Source organism: Roseovarius azorensis, from assembly GCF_900109455.1.
In the GTDB taxonomy this organism is placed as follows: Bacteria; Pseudomonadota; Alphaproteobacteria; order Rhodobacterales; family Rhodobacteraceae; genus Roseovarius; species Roseovarius azorensis.
Genome location: NZ_FOAG01000005.1, coordinates 57,647 through 74,596, shown reverse-complemented (window position 1 = coordinate 74,596; position 16,950 = coordinate 57,647). Strand labels below are relative to the sequence as shown.

The 16,950-nt window shown below is 62.3% G+C and carries 15 protein-coding genes; 4 read left to right on the top strand and 11 right to left on the bottom strand.

Features of this window, described 5'->3' with window-relative positions; genetic code table 11:
* Window positions 1-113 precede the first annotated feature (113 nt).
* The 7 genes from sucC to dgcN all read right to left on the bottom strand — a co-directional run bounded on the left by sucC (window position 114) and on the right by dgcN (window position 7,017).
* Window positions 114-1,307: an ADP-forming succinate--CoA ligase subunit beta gene (gene sucC, locus BSG08_RS09000; RefSeq protein WP_093035406.1), complete on the bottom strand. Its 1,194-nt coding sequence runs from the start codon at window positions 1,305-1,307 to the stop codon at window positions 114-116.
* Between the two features lie 222 nt (window positions 1,308-1,529).
* Entirely contained in the window at window positions 1,530-2,492 is a 963-nt protein-coding gene (gene mdh, locus BSG08_RS08995; protein ID WP_093035403.1) for a malate dehydrogenase, read from the bottom strand.
* Window positions 2,493-2,649: 157 nt separating this feature from the next.
* Complete coding sequence (locus tag BSG08_RS08990) at window positions 2,650-3,513, bottom strand: branched-chain amino acid aminotransferase (RefSeq protein WP_093035399.1); 864 nt, start codon at window positions 3,511-3,513, stop codon at window positions 2,650-2,652.
* Between the two features lie 54 nt (window positions 3,514-3,567).
* The gene (locus tag BSG08_RS08985) at window positions 3,568-4,059 is read right to left on the bottom strand and encodes a VOC family protein (protein WP_093035396.1); all 492 of its coding nucleotides are present in this window, start codon (window positions 4,057-4,059) and stop codon (window positions 3,568-3,570) included.
* Between the two features lie 95 nt (window positions 4,060-4,154).
* The gene (locus BSG08_RS08980; RefSeq protein ID WP_093035393.1) at window positions 4,155-5,015 is read right to left on the bottom strand and encodes a D-amino-acid transaminase; all 861 of its coding nucleotides are present in this window, start codon (window positions 5,013-5,015) and stop codon (window positions 4,155-4,157) included.
* A gap of 4 nt (window positions 5,016-5,019) precedes the next feature.
* On the bottom strand, window positions 5,020-5,985 hold the full coding sequence (dgcA, locus tag BSG08_RS08975; protein ID WP_093035390.1) for an N-acetyl-D-Glu racemase DgcA: 966 nt from the start codon (window positions 5,983-5,985) through the stop codon (window positions 5,020-5,022).
* Between the two features lie 30 nt (window positions 5,986-6,015).
* The gene (gene dgcN, locus BSG08_RS08970; RefSeq protein WP_093035387.1) at window positions 6,016-7,017 is read right to left on the bottom strand and encodes an N-acetyltransferase DgcN; all 1,002 of its coding nucleotides are present in this window, start codon (window positions 7,015-7,017) and stop codon (window positions 6,016-6,018) included.
* Between the two features lie 256 nt (window positions 7,018-7,273).
* On the opposite strand from dgcN, the gene BSG08_RS08965 reads away from it, so the two are divergent.
* Both BSG08_RS08965 and BSG08_RS08960 read left to right on the top strand, forming a co-directional pair.
* Window positions 7,274-8,233, top strand: a complete 960-nt coding sequence (locus BSG08_RS08965) for an L-malyl-CoA/beta-methylmalyl-CoA lyase (protein WP_093035384.1) — start codon at window positions 7,274-7,276, stop codon at window positions 8,231-8,233.
* Window positions 8,234-8,481: 248 nt separating this feature from the next.
* Window positions 8,482-8,880 carry a sigma-70 family RNA polymerase sigma factor family protein gene (locus BSG08_RS08960; RefSeq protein WP_093035381.1) on the top strand — a complete coding sequence of 133 codons (399 nt, stop codon included), beginning with the start codon at window positions 8,482-8,484 and terminating at the stop codon, window positions 8,878-8,880.
* Window positions 8,881-8,882: 2 nt separating this feature from the next.
* Here BSG08_RS08960 and BSG08_RS08955 read toward each other — a convergent pair whose 3' ends face one another.
* The 4 genes from BSG08_RS08955 to ald all read right to left on the bottom strand — a co-directional run bounded on the left by BSG08_RS08955 (window position 8,883) and on the right by ald (window position 14,514).
* Complete coding sequence (locus BSG08_RS08955) at window positions 8,883-10,970, bottom strand: dipeptide ABC transporter ATP-binding protein (protein ID WP_093035978.1); 2,088 nt, start codon at window positions 10,968-10,970, stop codon at window positions 8,883-8,885.
* Between the two features lie 56 nt (window positions 10,971-11,026).
* Complete coding sequence (locus BSG08_RS08950) at window positions 11,027-12,211, bottom strand: ABC transporter permease (protein ID WP_093035378.1); 1,185 nt, start codon at window positions 12,209-12,211, stop codon at window positions 11,027-11,029.
* Between the two features lie 14 nt (window positions 12,212-12,225).
* Complete coding sequence (locus BSG08_RS08945; RefSeq protein WP_093035375.1) at window positions 12,226-13,272, bottom strand: ABC transporter permease; 1,047 nt, start codon at window positions 13,270-13,272, stop codon at window positions 12,226-12,228.
* 129 nt (window positions 13,273-13,401) lie between these two features.
* The gene (gene ald, locus BSG08_RS08940) at window positions 13,402-14,514 is read right to left on the bottom strand and encodes an alanine dehydrogenase (RefSeq protein WP_093035372.1); all 1,113 of its coding nucleotides are present in this window, start codon (window positions 14,512-14,514) and stop codon (window positions 13,402-13,404) included.
* Between the two features lie 137 nt (window positions 14,515-14,651).
* On the opposite strand from ald, the gene BSG08_RS08935 reads away from it, so the two are divergent.
* Window positions 14,652-15,110, top strand: a complete 459-nt coding sequence (locus BSG08_RS08935) for an Lrp/AsnC family transcriptional regulator (protein ID WP_093035975.1) — start codon at window positions 14,652-14,654, stop codon at window positions 15,108-15,110.
* An 18-nt stretch (window positions 15,111-15,128) separates the two neighbouring features.
* On the top strand, window positions 15,129-16,718 hold the full coding sequence (locus tag BSG08_RS08930) for a GMC family oxidoreductase (RefSeq protein WP_217649884.1): 1,590 nt from the start codon (window positions 15,129-15,131) through the stop codon (window positions 16,716-16,718).
* The last annotated feature ends 232 nt before the right edge of the window (window positions 16,719-16,950 follow it).

Sequence of the window (16,950 nt, the reverse complement as noted above, 5' to 3'; positions counted from 1 at the left end):
CGAGTCTCCGACGCGAACATCGGTATCTTTGACCCTGATTTTGGTCGTCAACGTCAGTAACGAACACTCCAGAGGCGAAACCGCTGAGCCGTCTATCTTGAGAACAATTGGCATTACCCCCTCACAGCCTTCACGATCTTCTGCGCGCCGTCCTTGAGGTTGTCGGCGGCGATGACGTCGAGGCCGGAATTGTTGATGATCTCCTTGCCCTTTTCGACATTGGTGCCTTCGAGACGCACCACCAGCGGCACCTTGAGGCCGACCTCCTTGACTGCCGCAACCACGCCCTCTGCGATCACGTCGCAGCGCATGATGCCGCCGAAGATGTTGACGAGGATGCCCTTGACCTGCGGGTCGGAGGTGATGATCTTGAACGCCTCGGTGACCTTTTCCTTGGTCGCCCCGCCGCCCACGTCGAGGAAATTGGCAGGCTCTGCCCCGTAAAGCTTGATGATGTCCATCGTGGCCATCGCCAGACCCGCGCCGTTGACCATACAGCCGATTTCGCCATCGAGCGCGATATAGTTGAGGTCGTATTTCGACGCCTCAAGTTCCTTGGGATCCTCTTCGGTTGTGTCGCGCAGTTCGGCAATGTCCGAATGGCGGTAGATCGCGTTGGAATCGAAACCCATCTTGGCATCAAGACATTTCAGGTCGCCCTTGTCGGTCACGATCAGCGGGTTGATTTCCAGCATCTCCATGTCCTTCTCGACAAAGAGCCTGTAGAGCGTGCCCATCAGCGCCACGCATTGCTTGACCTGCGCGCCCGAAAGGCCGAGGGCAAAGGCGATACGGCGGCCATGAAAGGGCTGATAGCCGGTGGCGGGATCGACCGAGAAGCTGAGGATTTTCTCGGGCGTCCTTTCGGCCACTTCCTCGATGTCCATGCCGCCCTCGGTGGAGGCGACGAAACTGACGCGGCTGGTGCCGCGATCCACGAGCAGGGCGAGATACATCTCGGTCTCGATGCCCGATCCGTCCTCGATATAGATGCGGTTGACCTGCTTGCCCGCGGGGCCTGTCTGTTTGGTGACCAGCGTGCGGCCCAGCATGCGGCGGGCCTCTTCGGCAGCCTCTTCGACGGATTTCGCAAGGCGCACGCCGCCCGCGTCACCGGCGCCGGTCTCCTTGAACTTGCCCTTGCCGCGTCCGCCTGCGTGGATCTGCGCCTTGACCACCCAGAGCGGCCCGTCGAGCGCGCCTGCGGCGGTTTTGGCCTCTTCCGCGCGCAGAACCACGCGGCCGTCCGACACCGGGGCGCCGTAAGAGCGAAGCAGGGCCTTCGCCTGATACTCATGGATATTCATGAAACTGTCCCGTTTTGCTGCGATTGGGACAGGTATAGGCATATCCTTGCAGGGGAAATAAACGGTTTTCTGCCGAATGACGAGATTTTGGGCGATTTTTTCAATTTTGTGATCACACGAGTAAAACGTGTGATCACAAATAGGGAAACCGGCATCATTGCTGCCGAAAAAGAATCAGGGCCGGACATGATCCGGCCCCGAATTGAGTGCTGCCTGTGGATGTCACGCCAGCGAAGGGTCGATTTCCTTGCAGGCCTTGACCAGGCCCTTGACCGCATCGACGGATTTGTCGAACATCGCCTGTTCGTCCTTGTTCATCCTGATGTCCACGATACGCTCGACCCCGCCCGCGCCGATCACCGTGGGCACGCCGACATAGAATCCCTTGAGGCCATAAGCCCCGTCCACATATGCCGCGCAGGGCAGAACGCGCTTCTGATCCTTGAGATAGGCCTCGGCCATTTCGATGGCACTGGTGGCGGGCGCATAAAAGGCAGAGCCGGTTTTCAGCAGGCCCACGATCTCGGCCCCGCCGTCGCGCGTGCGCTGCACGATGGCGTCAAGTTTTTCCTGCGTGGTCCAGCCCATATCTATCAGGTCGGGCAGCGGGATACCGGCGACGGTGGAATACCGCACCAGCGGGACCATCGTGTCGCCATGGCCGCCCAGCACAAAGGCGGTCACATCGCGCATCGAGACGCCGAATTCGAGGCTGAGGAAGTGCCGGAACCGTGCGCTGTCGAGCACGCCCGCCATGCCGCAGACCTTTTCCTGCGGCAGGCCGGAGAATTCGCGCAGCGCCCAGACCATCGCATCGAGCGGGTTGGTGATGCAGATGACAAAGGCGTCGGGTGCATGGGTGGCGATGCCCTCGCCCACGGATTTCATGACCTTGAGATTGATGCCCAAAAGGTCGTCGCGGCTCATTCCCGGCTTGCGCGGCACGCCGGCGGTGACGATGCAGACATCCGCACCGGCGATATCGGCATAGGACTGCGTGCCCTTCAGGGCCGCGTCAAACCCTTCGGAGGGGCCGGATTCCGCGATATCGAGCGCCTTGCCCTCGGGGGTGCCCTCGGCGATGTCGAAAAGGACGATGTCGCCCAGTTCCTTGAGCGCGGCGAGATGGGCGAGGGTGCCGCCGATCTGTCCGGCGCCGATCAGCGCAATCTTGGGTCTGGCCATTGGATCATTCTCCGTCGGTTGAAAAGTTGCCGATGGCCTATTCCGATTTGCGCCCGCGTGCAAGGGTGCTGCAATGCGGCGAATGTGCGGCCCGGGGCTGCCATGCCTGGTCGGGGCACAAACCCGTGCAGGCGCCGTTCAACGCCCGTGGCAGGTCTCAGCCCTCCGAATACGCCCAGTCCCAATACATCTGCCGCACTTTCTCGGTCACCGGGCCGGGTTGGTAATGGGTGTCCTCAAAGGCCGACACCGGCGTCACCTTCATCAGGTTGCCTGACAGAAACACCTCGTCCGCCGCGCGGAAATCGTCGAACGTCATGACGGTTTCATGCACCTGCATGCCCTCGCGGCGCATGTTGGCGATATGTCGCGCCCGCGTGATCCCGGCGAGGAAGGTGCCGTTGGGGATGGGCGTGAACACCTCTCCATCCTTGACGGCAAACACGTTCGCCGTCGCCGTCTCGGCCACATTGCCAAGGGCATCGGCCACCAGCGCATTGCCAAACCCCTTGTCGCGCGCCTCTTTCAGCATCCTGGCGTTGTTGGGATAGAGGCATCCGGCCTTGGCGTTGACCACCGCGTCCTCCAGCACCGGGCGACGAAACCGGGTGCGGCAGAGCGTGGTGCTGGTGCCCGGGGGCGGCATCGGAATTTCCTCGAGGCTGATGGCAAAGCCGGTCGCGCCCTCTTTCGGCACGACTCCGAGATCGCCGCCGTCCAGTGCCCAGTACATCGGCCGGATATAGATGGCGGCGGATCTGGGGTATAGTTTCAGACCCTCCCGGACGATCCCCACCATGTCCGATGATGTCACCGTCGGCGTGATCATCAGCGCGCTGGCCGAGGCATTCACCCGCGCGCAATGCCTGTCAAGGTCGGGTGCGATCCCGTCGACATAGCGCGCACCGTCAAACACCGTCGTGCCCAGCCACGCGCCATGATCCGCCGCCCGGATCACCGCAGGATCGCCGTCATGCCATTGCCCGTTGTAATAGGTGCGGATATTCGTGCCCGTCGCCATCTGCGTCCTCTCCCTGTGGTTCAGGCGCAGCCTATGCCGGGTGCGCGGGGGCGTCTAGTCCTCTGCCGGGGCTTGTGACAAAAGTTCATTCAGATCAATGGGATCATTAACCATCGCCAGATTGCCATCGGCGTCGAGCGGCCATTCTTCGGGGGCGCGGTCGCGATAGAGTTCCACGCCGTTGCCGTCCGGGTCCGAGACATAGATCGCCTCGCTCACGCCATGATCCGCCGCCCCCTCGATCGGGATGCCCGCCTGGATTATCCGTCGCAGCGCATCCGCCAGCTGTGCCCGGTCAGGATAGAGAATCGCCGTGTGATAGAGGCCGGTGTGCCCCTTGGGCGCGGGTTTGCCGCCAAGGCTTTCCCAGGTGTTCAGGCCGAGGTGATGATGATAGCCGCCTGCCGAGAGAAAGGCCGCGCGGGTGCCGAATTTCTGTTGCAGTTCAAAGCCGAGGACACCGGAATAGAAATCGATGGCGCGGTCGAGATCGGCCACTTTGAGATGCACATGGCCAATGCGCGTTGCGGGGTGAACAGGGGTCATGTCGGATACCTTTCCTTGCTTTGCCCAAGGATGCGCCCTGCGCGCGTTCTGCGCAATTCCCCGATTTCGCCCAGTTTCTGTGCGCGATCGCGCAACTATACCGCCGCCTTGCGGCTTTCGTCCAGGTAGATCTCGCGCAGCCGCGTCGCCACCCGCCCCGGAGCGCCGGTGCCGAGGGGAACGCCGTCGATCTCGACCACCGGCATGACAAAGGCGCTGGCCGAGGTCACGAATGCCTCGTCCGCCGATTTCGCCTCTTCAACGGTAAAGGCGCGCTCTTCCACCTCCATCTGCGCCTCGCGGGCAAAGCGCAGCACGGCGGCGCGGGTGATCCCGTGCAGGATATCGTTCGACAGATGCCGGGTGATGATCCGCCCCCCCTTGACGATATAGGCGTTGTTGCTGGTGCCCTCGGTCACGTGGCCATCCTCGACCATCCAGGCGTCATCGCAACCGGCCTTCTTGGCCATCATCTTGCCCATGGAAGGGTAGAGAAGCTGCACCGTCTTGATATCGCGCCTGCCCCAGCGGATATCGTCGATGCTGATGATCCTGATCCCCTTTTTCGCAGCCGGATTATCCGCCAGCCCCGGTTTCGACTGGGTGAACAGCACCAAGGTCGGCTCGGTCGTCGCCGCGTCGGGAAAGACGAAATCGCGGTCGCCATCGCTGCCACGGGTGACCTGCAGATAGACCAGCCCGTCCGCGATTCCGTTCAGGCGCACCAGTTCGCGGTGAATCTCGAGCAGATCGTCGAAAGCCGCCGGTTTCTTCATGTCGAGTTCGTTCAGGGACCGTTCCAGCCGCGCCAGATGTCCGGCGAAATCAATCAGCTTGCCATCCAGCACGCTGGTCACCTCATAGACCCCGTCGGCCATCAGGAAGCCACGGTCAAAGATCGAGATCCGCGCCTCGGTCTCGGGCAGGTAGTCGCCGTTTACATAGACTGTACGCATGGTCCTATCCCCATAATGCGGCCATCGGCGGATGCACCCCGGCCTCGTCGAACATCAAAGCGTTCTGACGGTCTTCGGCCAAGAGCAGGGGGCCGTCAAGGTCTGTCACCATCGCGCCCTGTGCCACAAGCGTCGCGGGCGCCATCGCAAGCGAGCTTCCGACCATGCAGCCCACCATGATCCCATAGCCCTCGGCGCGCGCGGCATCGCGCAGGGCCAGCGCCTCGGTCAGTCCGCCGGTCTTGTCCAGCTTGATGTTGACCACGTCATATTTGCCCTTCAGCCCCGGCAGGCTGGCGCGGTCATGACAGCTCTCGTCGGCGCAGACCGGCACCGGGCGTTTCATGCCGATCAGCGCCTCATCCTCGCCTGCGGGCAGCGGCTGTTCGACCAGCGCCACGCCAAGGCGCAGCAGATGCGGCGCCAGATCGGCATAGATTGCCGCACTCCAGCCCTCGTTGGCATCGACGATGATCCGCGCCCCCGGCGCGCCGCGCCTGACCGCCTCCAGTCGGGGCATGTCGTCTGGCGTGCCCAGCTTGATTTTCAGGAGGGGCCGATGCGCATGGCTCAAAGCCTGCGCCTGCATCGCCTCGGGCGTGTCGAGCGACAGCGTGTAGGCGGTGATCTCCGGTTCCGGCGCGGGCAGGCCCGCCAGTTCCCAGACGCGTCGGCCCGCTCGTTTCGCCTCCAGATCCCAGAGCGCGCAATCGACCGCGTTGCGCGCCGCCCCGGCGGGCAGCAGCGATTGCAGCATGGCGCGGTCAAACGTCTCGGGCAGGCTCGCCACCTGCGCCGTCACGCTGTCGAGCGTCTCGTCATAGCGCGCATAGGGCACGCATTCGCCCCAGCCGGTCGCGCCGCCGTCGCTGATCCGCACGGTCAGCACCCTGGCCTCGGTCCGCGATCCCCGGCTGATGGTAAAGACCTGCGCCAGCCGGAACACATCCCGCGTCACTTCAATCCGCACAACGTCCGCCTTTCATCGTTCCAGAAATACTCAAATTGTCGCAAGGGCAGCCACCAGCGGTGCGGCCCCGAACCGATACGGATCGGTCGCGGGCAATTCCATTTCTGCCTCAACCTTTGCCAGATAGGCGCGTGCGTCATCCTCGGCCATATGCTGCGTATTGATCGAGACGCCCACAACCTCACAGGCCGGGTTGGCGATCCGCGCGATCGACAGCACCATATCGCGCAGCGCCTCCAGCGTCGGTGGTGTGTAATCCGGCAAGCCGCGCATATGCGTCCGCGTCGGCTCGTGGCAGAGAATCAGCGCATCGGGTTGCCCGCCATGAATGAGCGCCATGGTCACGCCCGAAAAGGATACGTGAAACAGGCTTCCCTGTCCCTCGATCAGATCCCAGTGATCGGGGTCGTTGTCCGGCGTCAGCCATTCCACCGACCCGGCCATGAAATCGGCGATCACCGCATCGAGCGGCACGCCGTCGCCGGTGATGAGGATCCCTGTCTGCCCGGTCGCCCGGAACGTGGCCTTCATCCCTGCCGCGTGCATCTCGCGCTCCATCGCCATGGCGGTATACATCTTGCCGACAGAGCAATCCGTGCCGACCGCCAGACAGCGTTTGCCGGTCCGCTTCTTGCCATCAGCGATGGGATATTTCACCGACGGCACCCGCACATCGTGCAGCTTGCGGCCCGTTGCCTCGGCCACCGCGCGCAGATCGGGTTCGTCACGCAAGAGGTTGTGCAGTCCGGCGGCCAGATCAAACCCTTCTTCCAGCGCCGTCACCAGAACCTTTTTCCACTCATGGCTGATAACGCCGCCCCGGTTGGCGACGCCGATCACCACGGTTCTTGCCCCCGCCGCCCTGGCCTGGGCCAGCGTCATGTCGGTCAGCCCCAGATCCGCGCCACAGCCGGGCAGGCGGAACTGTCCCACGGCATTCCCGGGCCGCCAGTCGCGGATGCCGATGGCCACCTTGGCGGCCAGCATGTCGGGCGCGTCGCCCAGAAACAGCAGATAGGGGGTTTCGATCATGGCGCATCCTTTCGGGGTGTCGGGGTGATGGCAATTTCCAACGAAAACGCTGCGATTTTCTGTTTATCTCAATTCATATTCGTCATTTTGAGCATTTTTCTTCGGTATGAAGTGTAAATCATAGAATTTTCTTCTACAGCTTTCAACGTTGTGCGAACCCTTGGTGACGGAAAACCGCCTTGCGGAGGATCGGGCAATTTAATAACCACAGCCGCGACGATCCCGCAATTTCCTGAACCAATGGAGCCGCCTGATCATGAGCTTTCGCTTGCAACCACCCGCCCCCGCCCGCCCCAACCGCTGTCAGCTCTTTGGTCCCGGTTCGAACGTCGGCCTGTTCGAGAAAATGGCCGGCTCTGCGGCGGATGTGGTCAATATCGACCTTGAGGATTCCGTCGCGCCGACTGACAAGGATGCCGCACGCCGGAACACGATTCAGGCGATCAACGACGTGGACTGGGGCCGCAAATACCTCAGCGTGCGGATCAACGGGCTTGATTCCCCCTTCTGGTATCGTGACGTGGTGGACCTGCTGGAGCAGGCCGGCGAGCGGCTGGATCAGATCATGATCCCCAAGGCCGGTTGCGCCGCCGATATCTACGCGGTCGACGCGCTGGTGACCTCGATCGAGAACGCCAAGGGACGTCGCAAGCGGATCAGCTTTGAGGTGATCATCGAATCCGCTGCCGGGATCAGCCATGTCGAAGAAATCGCCGCCGCCTCACCGCGCCTGCAGGCGATGAGCCTTGGCGCCGCCGATTTCGCCGCCTCGATGGGCATGGCCACCACCGGCATCGGCGGCACGCAGGAAAATTACTACATGCTGCACGAGGGCGCGAAATACTGGTCCGATCCCTGGCATTGGGCGCAGGCCGCCATCGTTGCCGCCTGCCGGACGCATGGCCTCTTGCCGGTGGACGGGCCGTTCGGCGATTTCAGCGATGACGAGGGGTTCCGCGCACAGGCGCGCCGTTCCGCCACGCTTGGCATGGTTGGCAAATGGGCGATCCATCCCAGGCAGGTGGCGCTGGCCAACGAGATTTTCACCCCCTCGGAGGCGGCGGTGCAGGAGGCGCGCGAGATTCTCAAGGCGATGGAAGAGGCTAAGGCGCGCGGCGAGGGGGCGACCACATACAAGGGCCGTCTGGTCGATATCGCCTCGATCAAACAGGCCGAGGGCATCGTCAAGCAGGCCGAGATGATCACGGCGCAGTAACATCCGCCGCAGAATGTCAGGATGACCGGCGCGCCGAGGGGCGCGCCGGATTTTTTTGAGTATTTACAGAACGATGAACGACAGGCGGGGAGCACCTGTATATTTCCGTGCGCTCTTTGTCACAGATCGCGGCCTTGTCCCGTCTTACGGGGAAAGGAGATGCAAGATGACAAGACCCATACTCTATCTGCTGGCGGCCTGGTTTGCCGTCCTTGCGTTCTGGATGCTGATCTCGCCTGCCGGATTTCATGCCACGGCACCGGGCGCGGCCCCGGTTCCCCCCGGATCCCGAGGCCACGCGCGACATGCTCCTGCGGTTTTCTCAGGCGGCCATGGCGCAGGATCATGCGGCGGTTCTGGCGATGCTCGCGCCCGATGTGGTCGCGATCAGCGATGGTGGCGGAAAGACGCGCGCGGCGCTGCGCCCGCTGCACGGCGCAGAGGAAGTGGCGCAGGTGATCCTTGCAGTGGCTGCAAAGCGCGGCGACAGCAGTCCGCGTATGGTGCTGGCGAATGGTGCGCCGGCTCTGGCCATTCTGGAAGGTCGCGAAGAGGATGTGGTCTATAGCCTGACAACGGATGAGAGAGGTCGGATCGACTGGATCTACATCATGCGCAATCCCGAGAAGCTGCCGCGCCCGGCTTGATCCTATTCTGCGGCGACTGTGATCACCGGCTCCATCCGGTCCAGCATCTCTTGCGAGAGGTGGCATTTGACCTGATGGCCCGGGGCCAGTTCGCGCACCGGCGGCACTTCGCGTTCGCAGAGATTGCCCGGCACCTCGGTTTTCCACCGGCAGCGCGTCTGGAACGGGCATCCCGGCGGCGGATTCATCGCCGATGGTACATCACCCTCGAGCACGATGTGTTTTTTCACCACGCCGGTGTCGGCAATCGGGACGGCGGACAAGAGCGCCTCGGTATAGGGGTGATAGGGCGGGGCAAAGACCTGATCGGTCGTGCCCAGTTCCACCACATGCCCCAGATACATCACCATCACCCGGTCGCTGAGATAGCGCACGATGCTGAGGTCGTGGCTGATGAACAGCAGCGTCGTCTTCTGCTTGCGCTGGATCTCCATCAGCAGGTCGGTCACCGCCGCCTGCACGCTCACGTCGAGCGCCGAGACCGGTTCGTCCGCCACCACGATCCGCGCGCCGCCGGCAAAGGCGCGGGCGATGCCCACGCGCTGTTTCTGACCGCCCGACAGTTGCCGTGGCATGCGTTCGGCAAATTCGCGCGGCAGTTTCACCAGATCGAGGAGGCGCATCATCTCGTCATGACGTTCCTGATCCGAATTGCCGATCCTGAACACCTCGAGCGCGCGCATGATCTGGCGACCCACGGTCATCGACGGGTTGAGCGTGTCGAACGGATTCTGGAACACCATCTGGATATCGGCCACGGTCTGCGTGTCGCGTTGCTCGATCGGGGTCTGTTCTATGTTTCGGTTGTCGAGCAGGATCTGCCCTTCGGTCGCTGTCTCAAGTCCCATGAGAACCTTGGCGAAGGTGGATTTGCCACAGCCCGATTCCCCGACGATGGCCAGCGTCTCGGATTCGCGCGCCTCGAAGCTGAGGGTTTCATTGGCCTTGACCACCCGCGCCCCGACCTTGCCGCCAAAGAGCGCGTTGGCCGCCACCTCGTAATATTTCTTGAGGTTCTCCATCTTGAGCACGACCTTGCCCGGTGTGGTCGCCTCATGCTGCGCCATTGCCTCGATGGGCGTGTGCCAGTCGATATCGGCGTAGCGCAGACAGCGGGTGAAATGCCGGTCATCCCCGTCGATCCGCGCCATGGGAATGTCGCCGCGATCGCAGAGACCCGCCTGGAAATAATCGCAGCGTGGGCCGAAATTGCAGCCCGGCGGACGTTCATGCGGCAGCGGGAAATTGCCTGGAATCGCCTTGAGCGGGCGGCTGTTCTTGTCCGCGCCGGGCAGCGGGATCGAGCGAAAGAGCGCCTGTGTGTAGGGGTGCTGCATCTTGTCGAACACGTCCTTGATGCTGCCGGTCTCGACCGCCTCGCCGGAATACATCACGCAGATGCGGTCGCAGGTTTCCAGCACCAGACCCAGGTTGTGGCTGATGAACAGCATCGAGGTGCCGTATTTCTTGCCCAGATCCTTGACCAGTTCCACCACCGCCGCCTCGACCGTCACGTCGAGCGCCGTGGTCGGTTCGTCGAGGATCAGCAGGGAGGGTTTCGACATCAGCGCCATTGCAATGACGATGCGCTGCTGCTGCCCGCCCGAGAGCTGATGCGGATAGCTTTTGAGGATGCGCTCGGGATCGGGCAGCTTCACGTCGCGCACAACTTCGAGAGCACGTTTCCATGCCTCGGATTCGGAGATCCCCTCGTGGATCATCGGCACTTCGATCAGCTGGCGGCCCACCTTCATCGCCGGGTTGAGGCTTGCCATCGGTTCCTGATAGATCATCGCTATCTCATTGCCTCGGATGTCGCGCAACTCTGCCGCGCTCATCTGACCCAGATCGCGTCCCTTGAACTTGACCGATCCGCCGACAACCCGCCCGTTCACACCCAGATCCTGCATCACGCCAAGCGCCACGGTGGATTTGCCACAGCCGGATTCCCCCACGAGCCCCACCGCCTCGCCGGGCTGGACGGTCACGGAAAAGTCCATCACCGCCGGAATCTCGCGCAGCCTTGTGAAAAAGGATATAGACAGGTTCTCGATCTCGAGGATCGGTCCGTCATGATCCGGCTTGGTCATGTCCAACTCCCTTGTCACCGGGGCGTTCCCGCCCTCTTTCATCTTGCAAAGAATACTCAGTCGCGCAGGCTCTCCTCGCGCAGCCCGTCGGCCAGCAGGTTGAGGCCCAGAACGAGACTGAGCAGCGCAAGCGCCGGGGGCAGGGCAGGGTGGAGATACATCGTCAGCAATTTGCGCCCCTCGTTGATCGTGCTGCCCCAGTCCGGGCTTTCGGGGCTGAGCCCCAGACCAAAGAAGCCGAGGGTCCCCAGAAGGATCGTGGTATAGCCGATACGCAGGCAGAAATCGACCAGAAGCGGTCCACGCGCGTTGGGCAGGATTTCCCACAGCATGATATACCACGGCCTCTCACCACGGGTCTGGGCAGCAGCCACGTAATCGCGCGTCTTTATGTCCATCGTGAGACCGCGCACGATCCGGAACACGGTGGGCGTGTTGACAAAAACCACCGCGACGAAAACCACCAGCAGGTTGGGGGGGAAACTGACAATTCCCAGCGGATCGGCATCCCACGCGATCCCGAGATAGAGCCAGAGACCGATCACCAGCGTCACGCCGACATAGATGTTCCGGCGCTGCGGCTGCGTGTGAAACCGCGAATTCCATAGCAGGATCAGGAACACGATGGGAAAGACAAAGAGCACCGCGGCCATGTAGACCGGAATGCCGGTCAGCACGATCTCGGGTGTGACCAGAAGGTAGAACAACAGGATCACCGGAAAGGCCAGGATGAGATTGGCCATGAAGGACAGAATGGTGTCCAGCTTGCCGCCATAATATCCGGCTGGCAGACCCAGCGTTATGCCGACCATGAAGGCGAAAAGGCTGGCGAAGGGCGCGATCTTTATGACCTCCCACGCGCCCACGATCATGCGGCTGAATACATCGCGCCCCAGATTGTCGCCGCCAAGCAGATAATAGGGATAGGCGTTGGGGTCTGGCGTTCCGGTCATTTTCGAATAGGGCCAGCCGGGTCCCTTGTTCTTCATCGAGGCAGATTGTTCCAGCACGTCATGCGTGGTGATCATGTCGAACGCGCCGCCGAATATGCCGGTGAACACCCAGAACATCACCATGGCAAAGCCGATCATGCCGATCGGGCTGTCAAAGAGCTTGCCATAAAGCCCGAGCCGGCGCTTGAACGTGATCGAAAGCGCAAAGGTGACGACAAGCGCAATCCAGACGGGCGTGAATTGCTGCAGAATACGCAGGATTATGTCGCTCCAGCCAAGTGCTTCCATGATTGACGCCTCCCTTAGCTGACGCTGATGCGCGGGTTGAGATAGACGTAGCCAATGTCCGAGATGAACTGCGTGACCAGCACCACCACCACCGACACCACCGACACGGCAAGCAGCAGCTCGATGTCGTTGTTGCCCGCCGCCTGCACCAGGGTCCAGCCAAAGCCCTTGTAGTTGAACAGCGTCTCGACGATCACCACCCCGTTCAGAAGCCACGGGAATTGCAGCATGATCACCGTGAAGGGCGCGATCAGCGCGTTTCTGAGCGCGTGTTTCATCACGATATTGGGAAAGCTCACGCCTTTGAGGCGTGCGGTGCGGATATATTGCGCAGTCATCACCTCGGCCATGCTGGCGCGTGTCATCCGCGCGATATAGCCCATGCCGTAAAGCGCAATGGTCAAAACCGGCAGAAAGAAATTCTCGAACGTGGCCTGGTCCATCGCACCGGTTGCGGTGCCCTTGAACCATTTGAGGCCCACCGCCGTGCTGGCAAAAATCGCGATGAACAGAACGCCCGAGACATATTCCGGCGTGGCCGTCGTGGTGATCGCAACGGTCGAGAGCGTGCGGTCGGTGCGCGAGCCTTCGCGCATTCCCGCCAGCACGCCCAGAACCAGTGCAGTGGGCACCATGAGCAGCATCACCCAGAGCATCAGCCTGCCCGTCAGTGCCAGCTTGTCGTTGAGGATCTTGCCCACATCTTCCTTGAACACGGTGGAATGGCCCCACTCGCCCTGAAGAATACCGCAAAAGCGGGGCGCGTCCTCGGGGGCGGTGCCGGGCGCGATACAATGGCCGCGCGTCACGCCATCGCGATCATCGATCACGAAACCGGGCAGCACCCCGATCCATTGCCCGTATTTCACCGCCATCGGCTGCAGATAGCCGTTGCGGTTCAGATAGCTGGCGACCTCTTCGTCGCTCATGCGGAAATCGCCCTGGGTCTTGGCCAGCTTTTCCAGATTGGGATAAAGATTCGTCAGGAAAAAGACGATAAACGTCAGACTTAGCGCCGTCAGGATCATGATCCCGACCCTGCGCAGTATGAACATGGCCATTTTGCGCCCCCTGTTGGCGTTTTTTTTACAATTGCTAGTCTATGGGGGGCGGGCGGTCCAGCATCATCTGCGACACGACATGTGTCGTCAGCGCCCCCGACGCGGTCGGGCCGGGGGCGCGTCGGGCGATCAGATCAGAGATGCGGGATCGACGGTTTCGATCCCCAGAGCGGTGCCGACGGCCTCGTAGGTCAGTTTCCCGGCATGCACGTTCAGGCCGTTCAGCAGATGCGGATCATCGGCACAGGCCTGTTTCCAGCCCTTGTTTGCCAGCGCCAGCATGAACGGCATGGTGGCATTGCCCAGCGCCAGCGTCGAGGTGCGCGCCACCGCGCCGGGCATGTTGGCGACGCAGTAATGCATGATGCCATCAACCTCGTAGATCGGATCCTGATGGGTGGTTGCACGCGAGGTTTCAAAGCAGCCGCCCTGATCAATTGCGACATCCACCAGCACCGCGCCGGGCTTCATCACCGCGAACTGATCGCGGCGCACCAGCTTGGGCGCGGCGGCCCCGGGGATGAGAACCGCGCCGATCACCATATCCGCGAGCGGCAACAGTTCGGCAAGCAACCCGGCAGAGGAATAGCCGGTCTTGAAGGTGCCGCCGAACACGTCATCGAGATAGCGCAGCCGTGGCAGCGAACGGTCGAGCACGCTCACATCCGCGCCCATCCCGGCAGCGATCTTGGCGGCATGGGTGCCGACAACACCACCGCCGATCACAATTACGCGAGCAGGCCCCACGCCGGGCACACCGCCCATCAGAACGCCGCGTCCGCCGTTCGCCTTTTGCAGGGTCCAGGCGCCAACCTGCGGCGCAAGACGCCCGGCGACCTCGGACATCGGCGCGAGCAGCGGTAGGCCGCCTGCGCGGTCGGTTACCGTTTCATAGGCAATCGCAGTGCAGCCAGAGGCGAGCAAATCCCGGGTCTGTTCCGGGTCGGGGGCCAGATGCAGATAGGTAAAGAGCAGTTGCCCCTCGCGCAGCATCTTGCGCTCGACGGCCTGCGGTTCCTTGACCTTGACGATCATGTCGGCGGTGGCGAATATCTCTGCCGCCGTGTCGATGATCCTTGCACCCGCTGCCACATAGGCAGCGTCGTCGAACCCCGCACCCAACCCGGCCCCGGCCTGAACGATCACCTCGTGACCGCTGCTCACGGCCTCTTGTGCCGCAATGGGGGTGATGCCGACGCGGAATTCCTGCGGCTTGATTTCTGTTGGGCACCCGATGATCATGTCAATCTCTCCTCCTGAACGTTGCGCGCAACCTGTCGCAGATGGCACGCAAGGCGGTTGAAATTTTGCTCGCTTAAATGAGAATTATCAGAATATTATTCGGGTATATGGCATCTGGTTCGAAAGGTCTTGTGTTGATGTCCCTTGATCCGACTGATCGCCGCTTGTTGCAGGTGCTCCAGCGGCGCGGGCGCATTTCCAATGCCGACCTTGCCGAAGAGGTGAACCTGTCGGCCAGCGCCTGTCACCGCAGGGTGCAGCGGCTGGAATCCGAGGGGTATATAAAGGGCTATGTGGCGCTGCTGGATGCGCGCAAGATGGGCGTGCCCGCGACGGTCTTTGTCGAGATCACGCTGACGACGCAGGCCGATGAGGTGCTCGATGCGTTTGAAAAGGCGGTGGCGCGCATCCCGGATGTGCTGGAATGTCACCTGACGGCCGGGACCGCCGACTATATCCTCAAGATCGTGGCCGAGGATACTGAGGATTTCGCCCGGATTCATCGCCAGTATCTGACCCGCCTGCCCGGCGTGGCCAAGATGCAGTCGAGTTTTGCGCTGCGCACCGTGTTCAAGACGACCGCGCTGCCGGTCTGAGCAACCCCGGAGAGGATCATGGACTGGGACTATATCATCGTCGGCGCGGGCAGCGCGGGCTGTGTGCTGGCCAACCGGCTGAGCGGCGCGGGGCATCGGGTGCTCTTGCTCGAGGCGGGTGGGCGCGACAATTACCATTGGGTGCATATCCCGATGGGATATCTCTACTGTATCGGCAATCCGCGCACCGACTGGTGTTTTCGCACGGAGGAAGAGGCGGGGCTGAACGGGCGGGCGCTGCTTTATCCGCGCGGCAAGGTGCTGGGTGGCTCATCGTCGATCAATGGCATGCTCTATCTGCGCGGGCAGGCGGCGGATTACGACGGCTGGCGGCAGATGGGCAATCCCGGCTGGGGCTGGGACGATGTGCTGCCCTATTTCAAGCGCTCCGAGGATTATGTCGACGGGCCGTCAGAAATGCACGGCGCGGGCGGCGAATGGCGCGTGGACAATCAGCGCCTGCATTGGGATGTGCTGGATCACTGGCGCGATGCGGCAGTGGCGGCGGGGTTGCCCCGGACGATGGATTTCAACACCGGCGACAATGAGGGCGTCGGTTATTTCAGGGTCAATCAGCGCAATGGCTGGCGGCTGAATACTGCCAGGGCATTTCTGCGCACGGCCAGCGGTCCGGGGTTGCGTGTGGAGACGCAGGCCCATACCTGCCGCCTGCTGATCGAGGCCGGGCGCGCGGTGGGGGTGGAATATGAACAGGGCGGCAGGGTCAGGACTGCGCGGGCGCAAGGCGAGGTGATCCTGAGTGCCGGGGCGATCGGAAGCCCGCAGATCCTGCAGCTTTCGGGTCTGGGGCCCGCCGACCATCTGCGCCGGATGGGGATCGAGGTGCGCCGCGACATGCCAGCCATCGGGGGCAACCTGCAGGATCATCTGCAACTGCGCTGCGCCTGGCGGCTGGATGGGGCGCAAACGCTCAATACGCTGGCCAATTCGGTGCTTGGCAAGGCAAGGATCGGGCTGGAATACCTGTTCAGGCGCAGCGGGCCGATGTCGATGGCGCCCAGCCAGCTTGGCGCCTTTGCGCGCTCGCGCCCCGATCTTGCCACGCCGGATCTGGAATTTCACGTTCAGCCCCTGTCGCTGGAGGCGTTTGGCGGGCGCTTGCACGATTTTCCCGGCATGACCGCGAGTGTCTGCAACCTGCGGCCGGAAAGCCGGGGGGAGGTTCGCGTCACCTCGCCCGATGCCAGGACAGCGCCCCGTATCGCCCCCAATTACCTCTCGACCGAAGGCGATCGTCAGGTGGCAGCCGCCGCGATCCGGCTGGCGCGGCGGATCATGGATCAGGCCCCGATGCAGCGTTACAGCCCGCAAGAGATCAAGCCGGGCGATACCGTGCAGACCGAGGCAGACCTGATCCGCGCAGCCGGGGATATCGGGACCACCATCTTTCATCCTGTCGGGACCGTGCATATGGGGTCGCAGGACAGCGCGCCGCTCGATCCCCGGCTGCGGCTGCGCGGGATTGGCGGACTGCGCGTCGTGGATGCCAGTGTGATGCCGACCATCACCAGCGGCAACACCAATTCCCCCACCATCATGATCGCGGAAAAGGCTGCTGACATGATCCTTGCCGATGCGAGGGAATAGGGCGGGCAAGAAAAAACCCCGATGCTTGCACCGGGGCCCAATGGCGCGCGCATCTGAGCGATGTCGCGCCTGAGTTTACAAGATACACACCTACTCAAAGTCACTCGTTCATCGATTCACGCAAAATCATTACCTTGTCTTGTGATTGCGTTCATGAGGAAAAATCTGGTGACTGTCCCGTAAGGGAAACCTTACCTTTTGCCCCGAAATCATGGTGACGTAACGTCACCTT

What these genes read in the sequence shown, in the direction of transcription:
- sucC (WP_093035406.1), bottom strand. Translation starts at nt 1,307, where the DNA reads ATGAATATCCATGAGTATCAGGCGAAGGCCCTGCTTCGCTCTTACGGC.
- mdh (WP_093035403.1), bottom strand. Translation starts at nt 2,492, where the DNA reads ATGGCCAGACCCAAGATTGCGCTGATCGGCGCCGGACAGATCGGCGGC.
- BSG08_RS08990 (WP_093035399.1), bottom strand. Translation starts at nt 3,513, where the DNA reads ATGGCGACGGGCACGAATATCCGCACCTATTACAACGGGCAATGGCAT.
- BSG08_RS08985 (WP_093035396.1), bottom strand. Translation starts at nt 4,059, where the DNA reads ATGACCCCTGTTCACCCCGCAACGCGCATTGGCCATGTGCATCTCAAA.
- BSG08_RS08980 (WP_093035393.1), bottom strand. Translation starts at nt 5,015, where the DNA reads ATGCGTACAGTCTATGTAAACGGCGACTACCTGCCCGAGACCGAGGCG.
- dgcN (WP_093035387.1), bottom strand. Translation starts at nt 7,017, where the DNA reads ATGATCGAAACCCCCTATCTGCTGTTTCTGGGCGACGCGCCCGACATG.
- BSG08_RS08965 (WP_093035384.1), top strand. Translation starts at nt 7,274, where the DNA reads ATGAGCTTTCGCTTGCAACCACCCGCCCCCGCCCGCCCCAACCGCTGT.
- BSG08_RS08960 (WP_093035381.1), top strand. Translation starts at nt 8,482, where the DNA reads ATGCCACGGCACCGGGCGCGGCCCCGGTTCCCCCCGGATCCCGAGGCC.
- BSG08_RS08955 (WP_093035978.1), bottom strand. Translation starts at nt 10,970, where the DNA reads ATGACCAAGCCGGATCATGACGGACCGATCCTCGAGATCGAGAACCTG.
- BSG08_RS08950 (WP_093035378.1), bottom strand. Translation starts at nt 12,211, where the DNA reads ATGGAAGCACTTGGCTGGAGCGACATAATCCTGCGTATTCTGCAGCAA.
- BSG08_RS08945 (WP_093035375.1), bottom strand. Translation starts at nt 13,272, where the DNA reads ATGGCCATGTTCATACTGCGCAGGGTCGGGATCATGATCCTGACGGCG.
- ald (WP_093035372.1), bottom strand. Translation starts at nt 14,514, where the DNA reads ATGATCATCGGGTGCCCAACAGAAATCAAGCCGCAGGAATTCCGCGTC.
- BSG08_RS08935 (WP_093035975.1), top strand. Translation starts at nt 14,652, where the DNA reads ATGTCCCTTGATCCGACTGATCGCCGCTTGTTGCAGGTGCTCCAGCGG.
- BSG08_RS08930 (WP_217649884.1), top strand. Translation starts at nt 15,129, where the DNA reads ATGGACTGGGACTATATCATCGTCGGCGCGGGCAGCGCGGGCTGTGTG.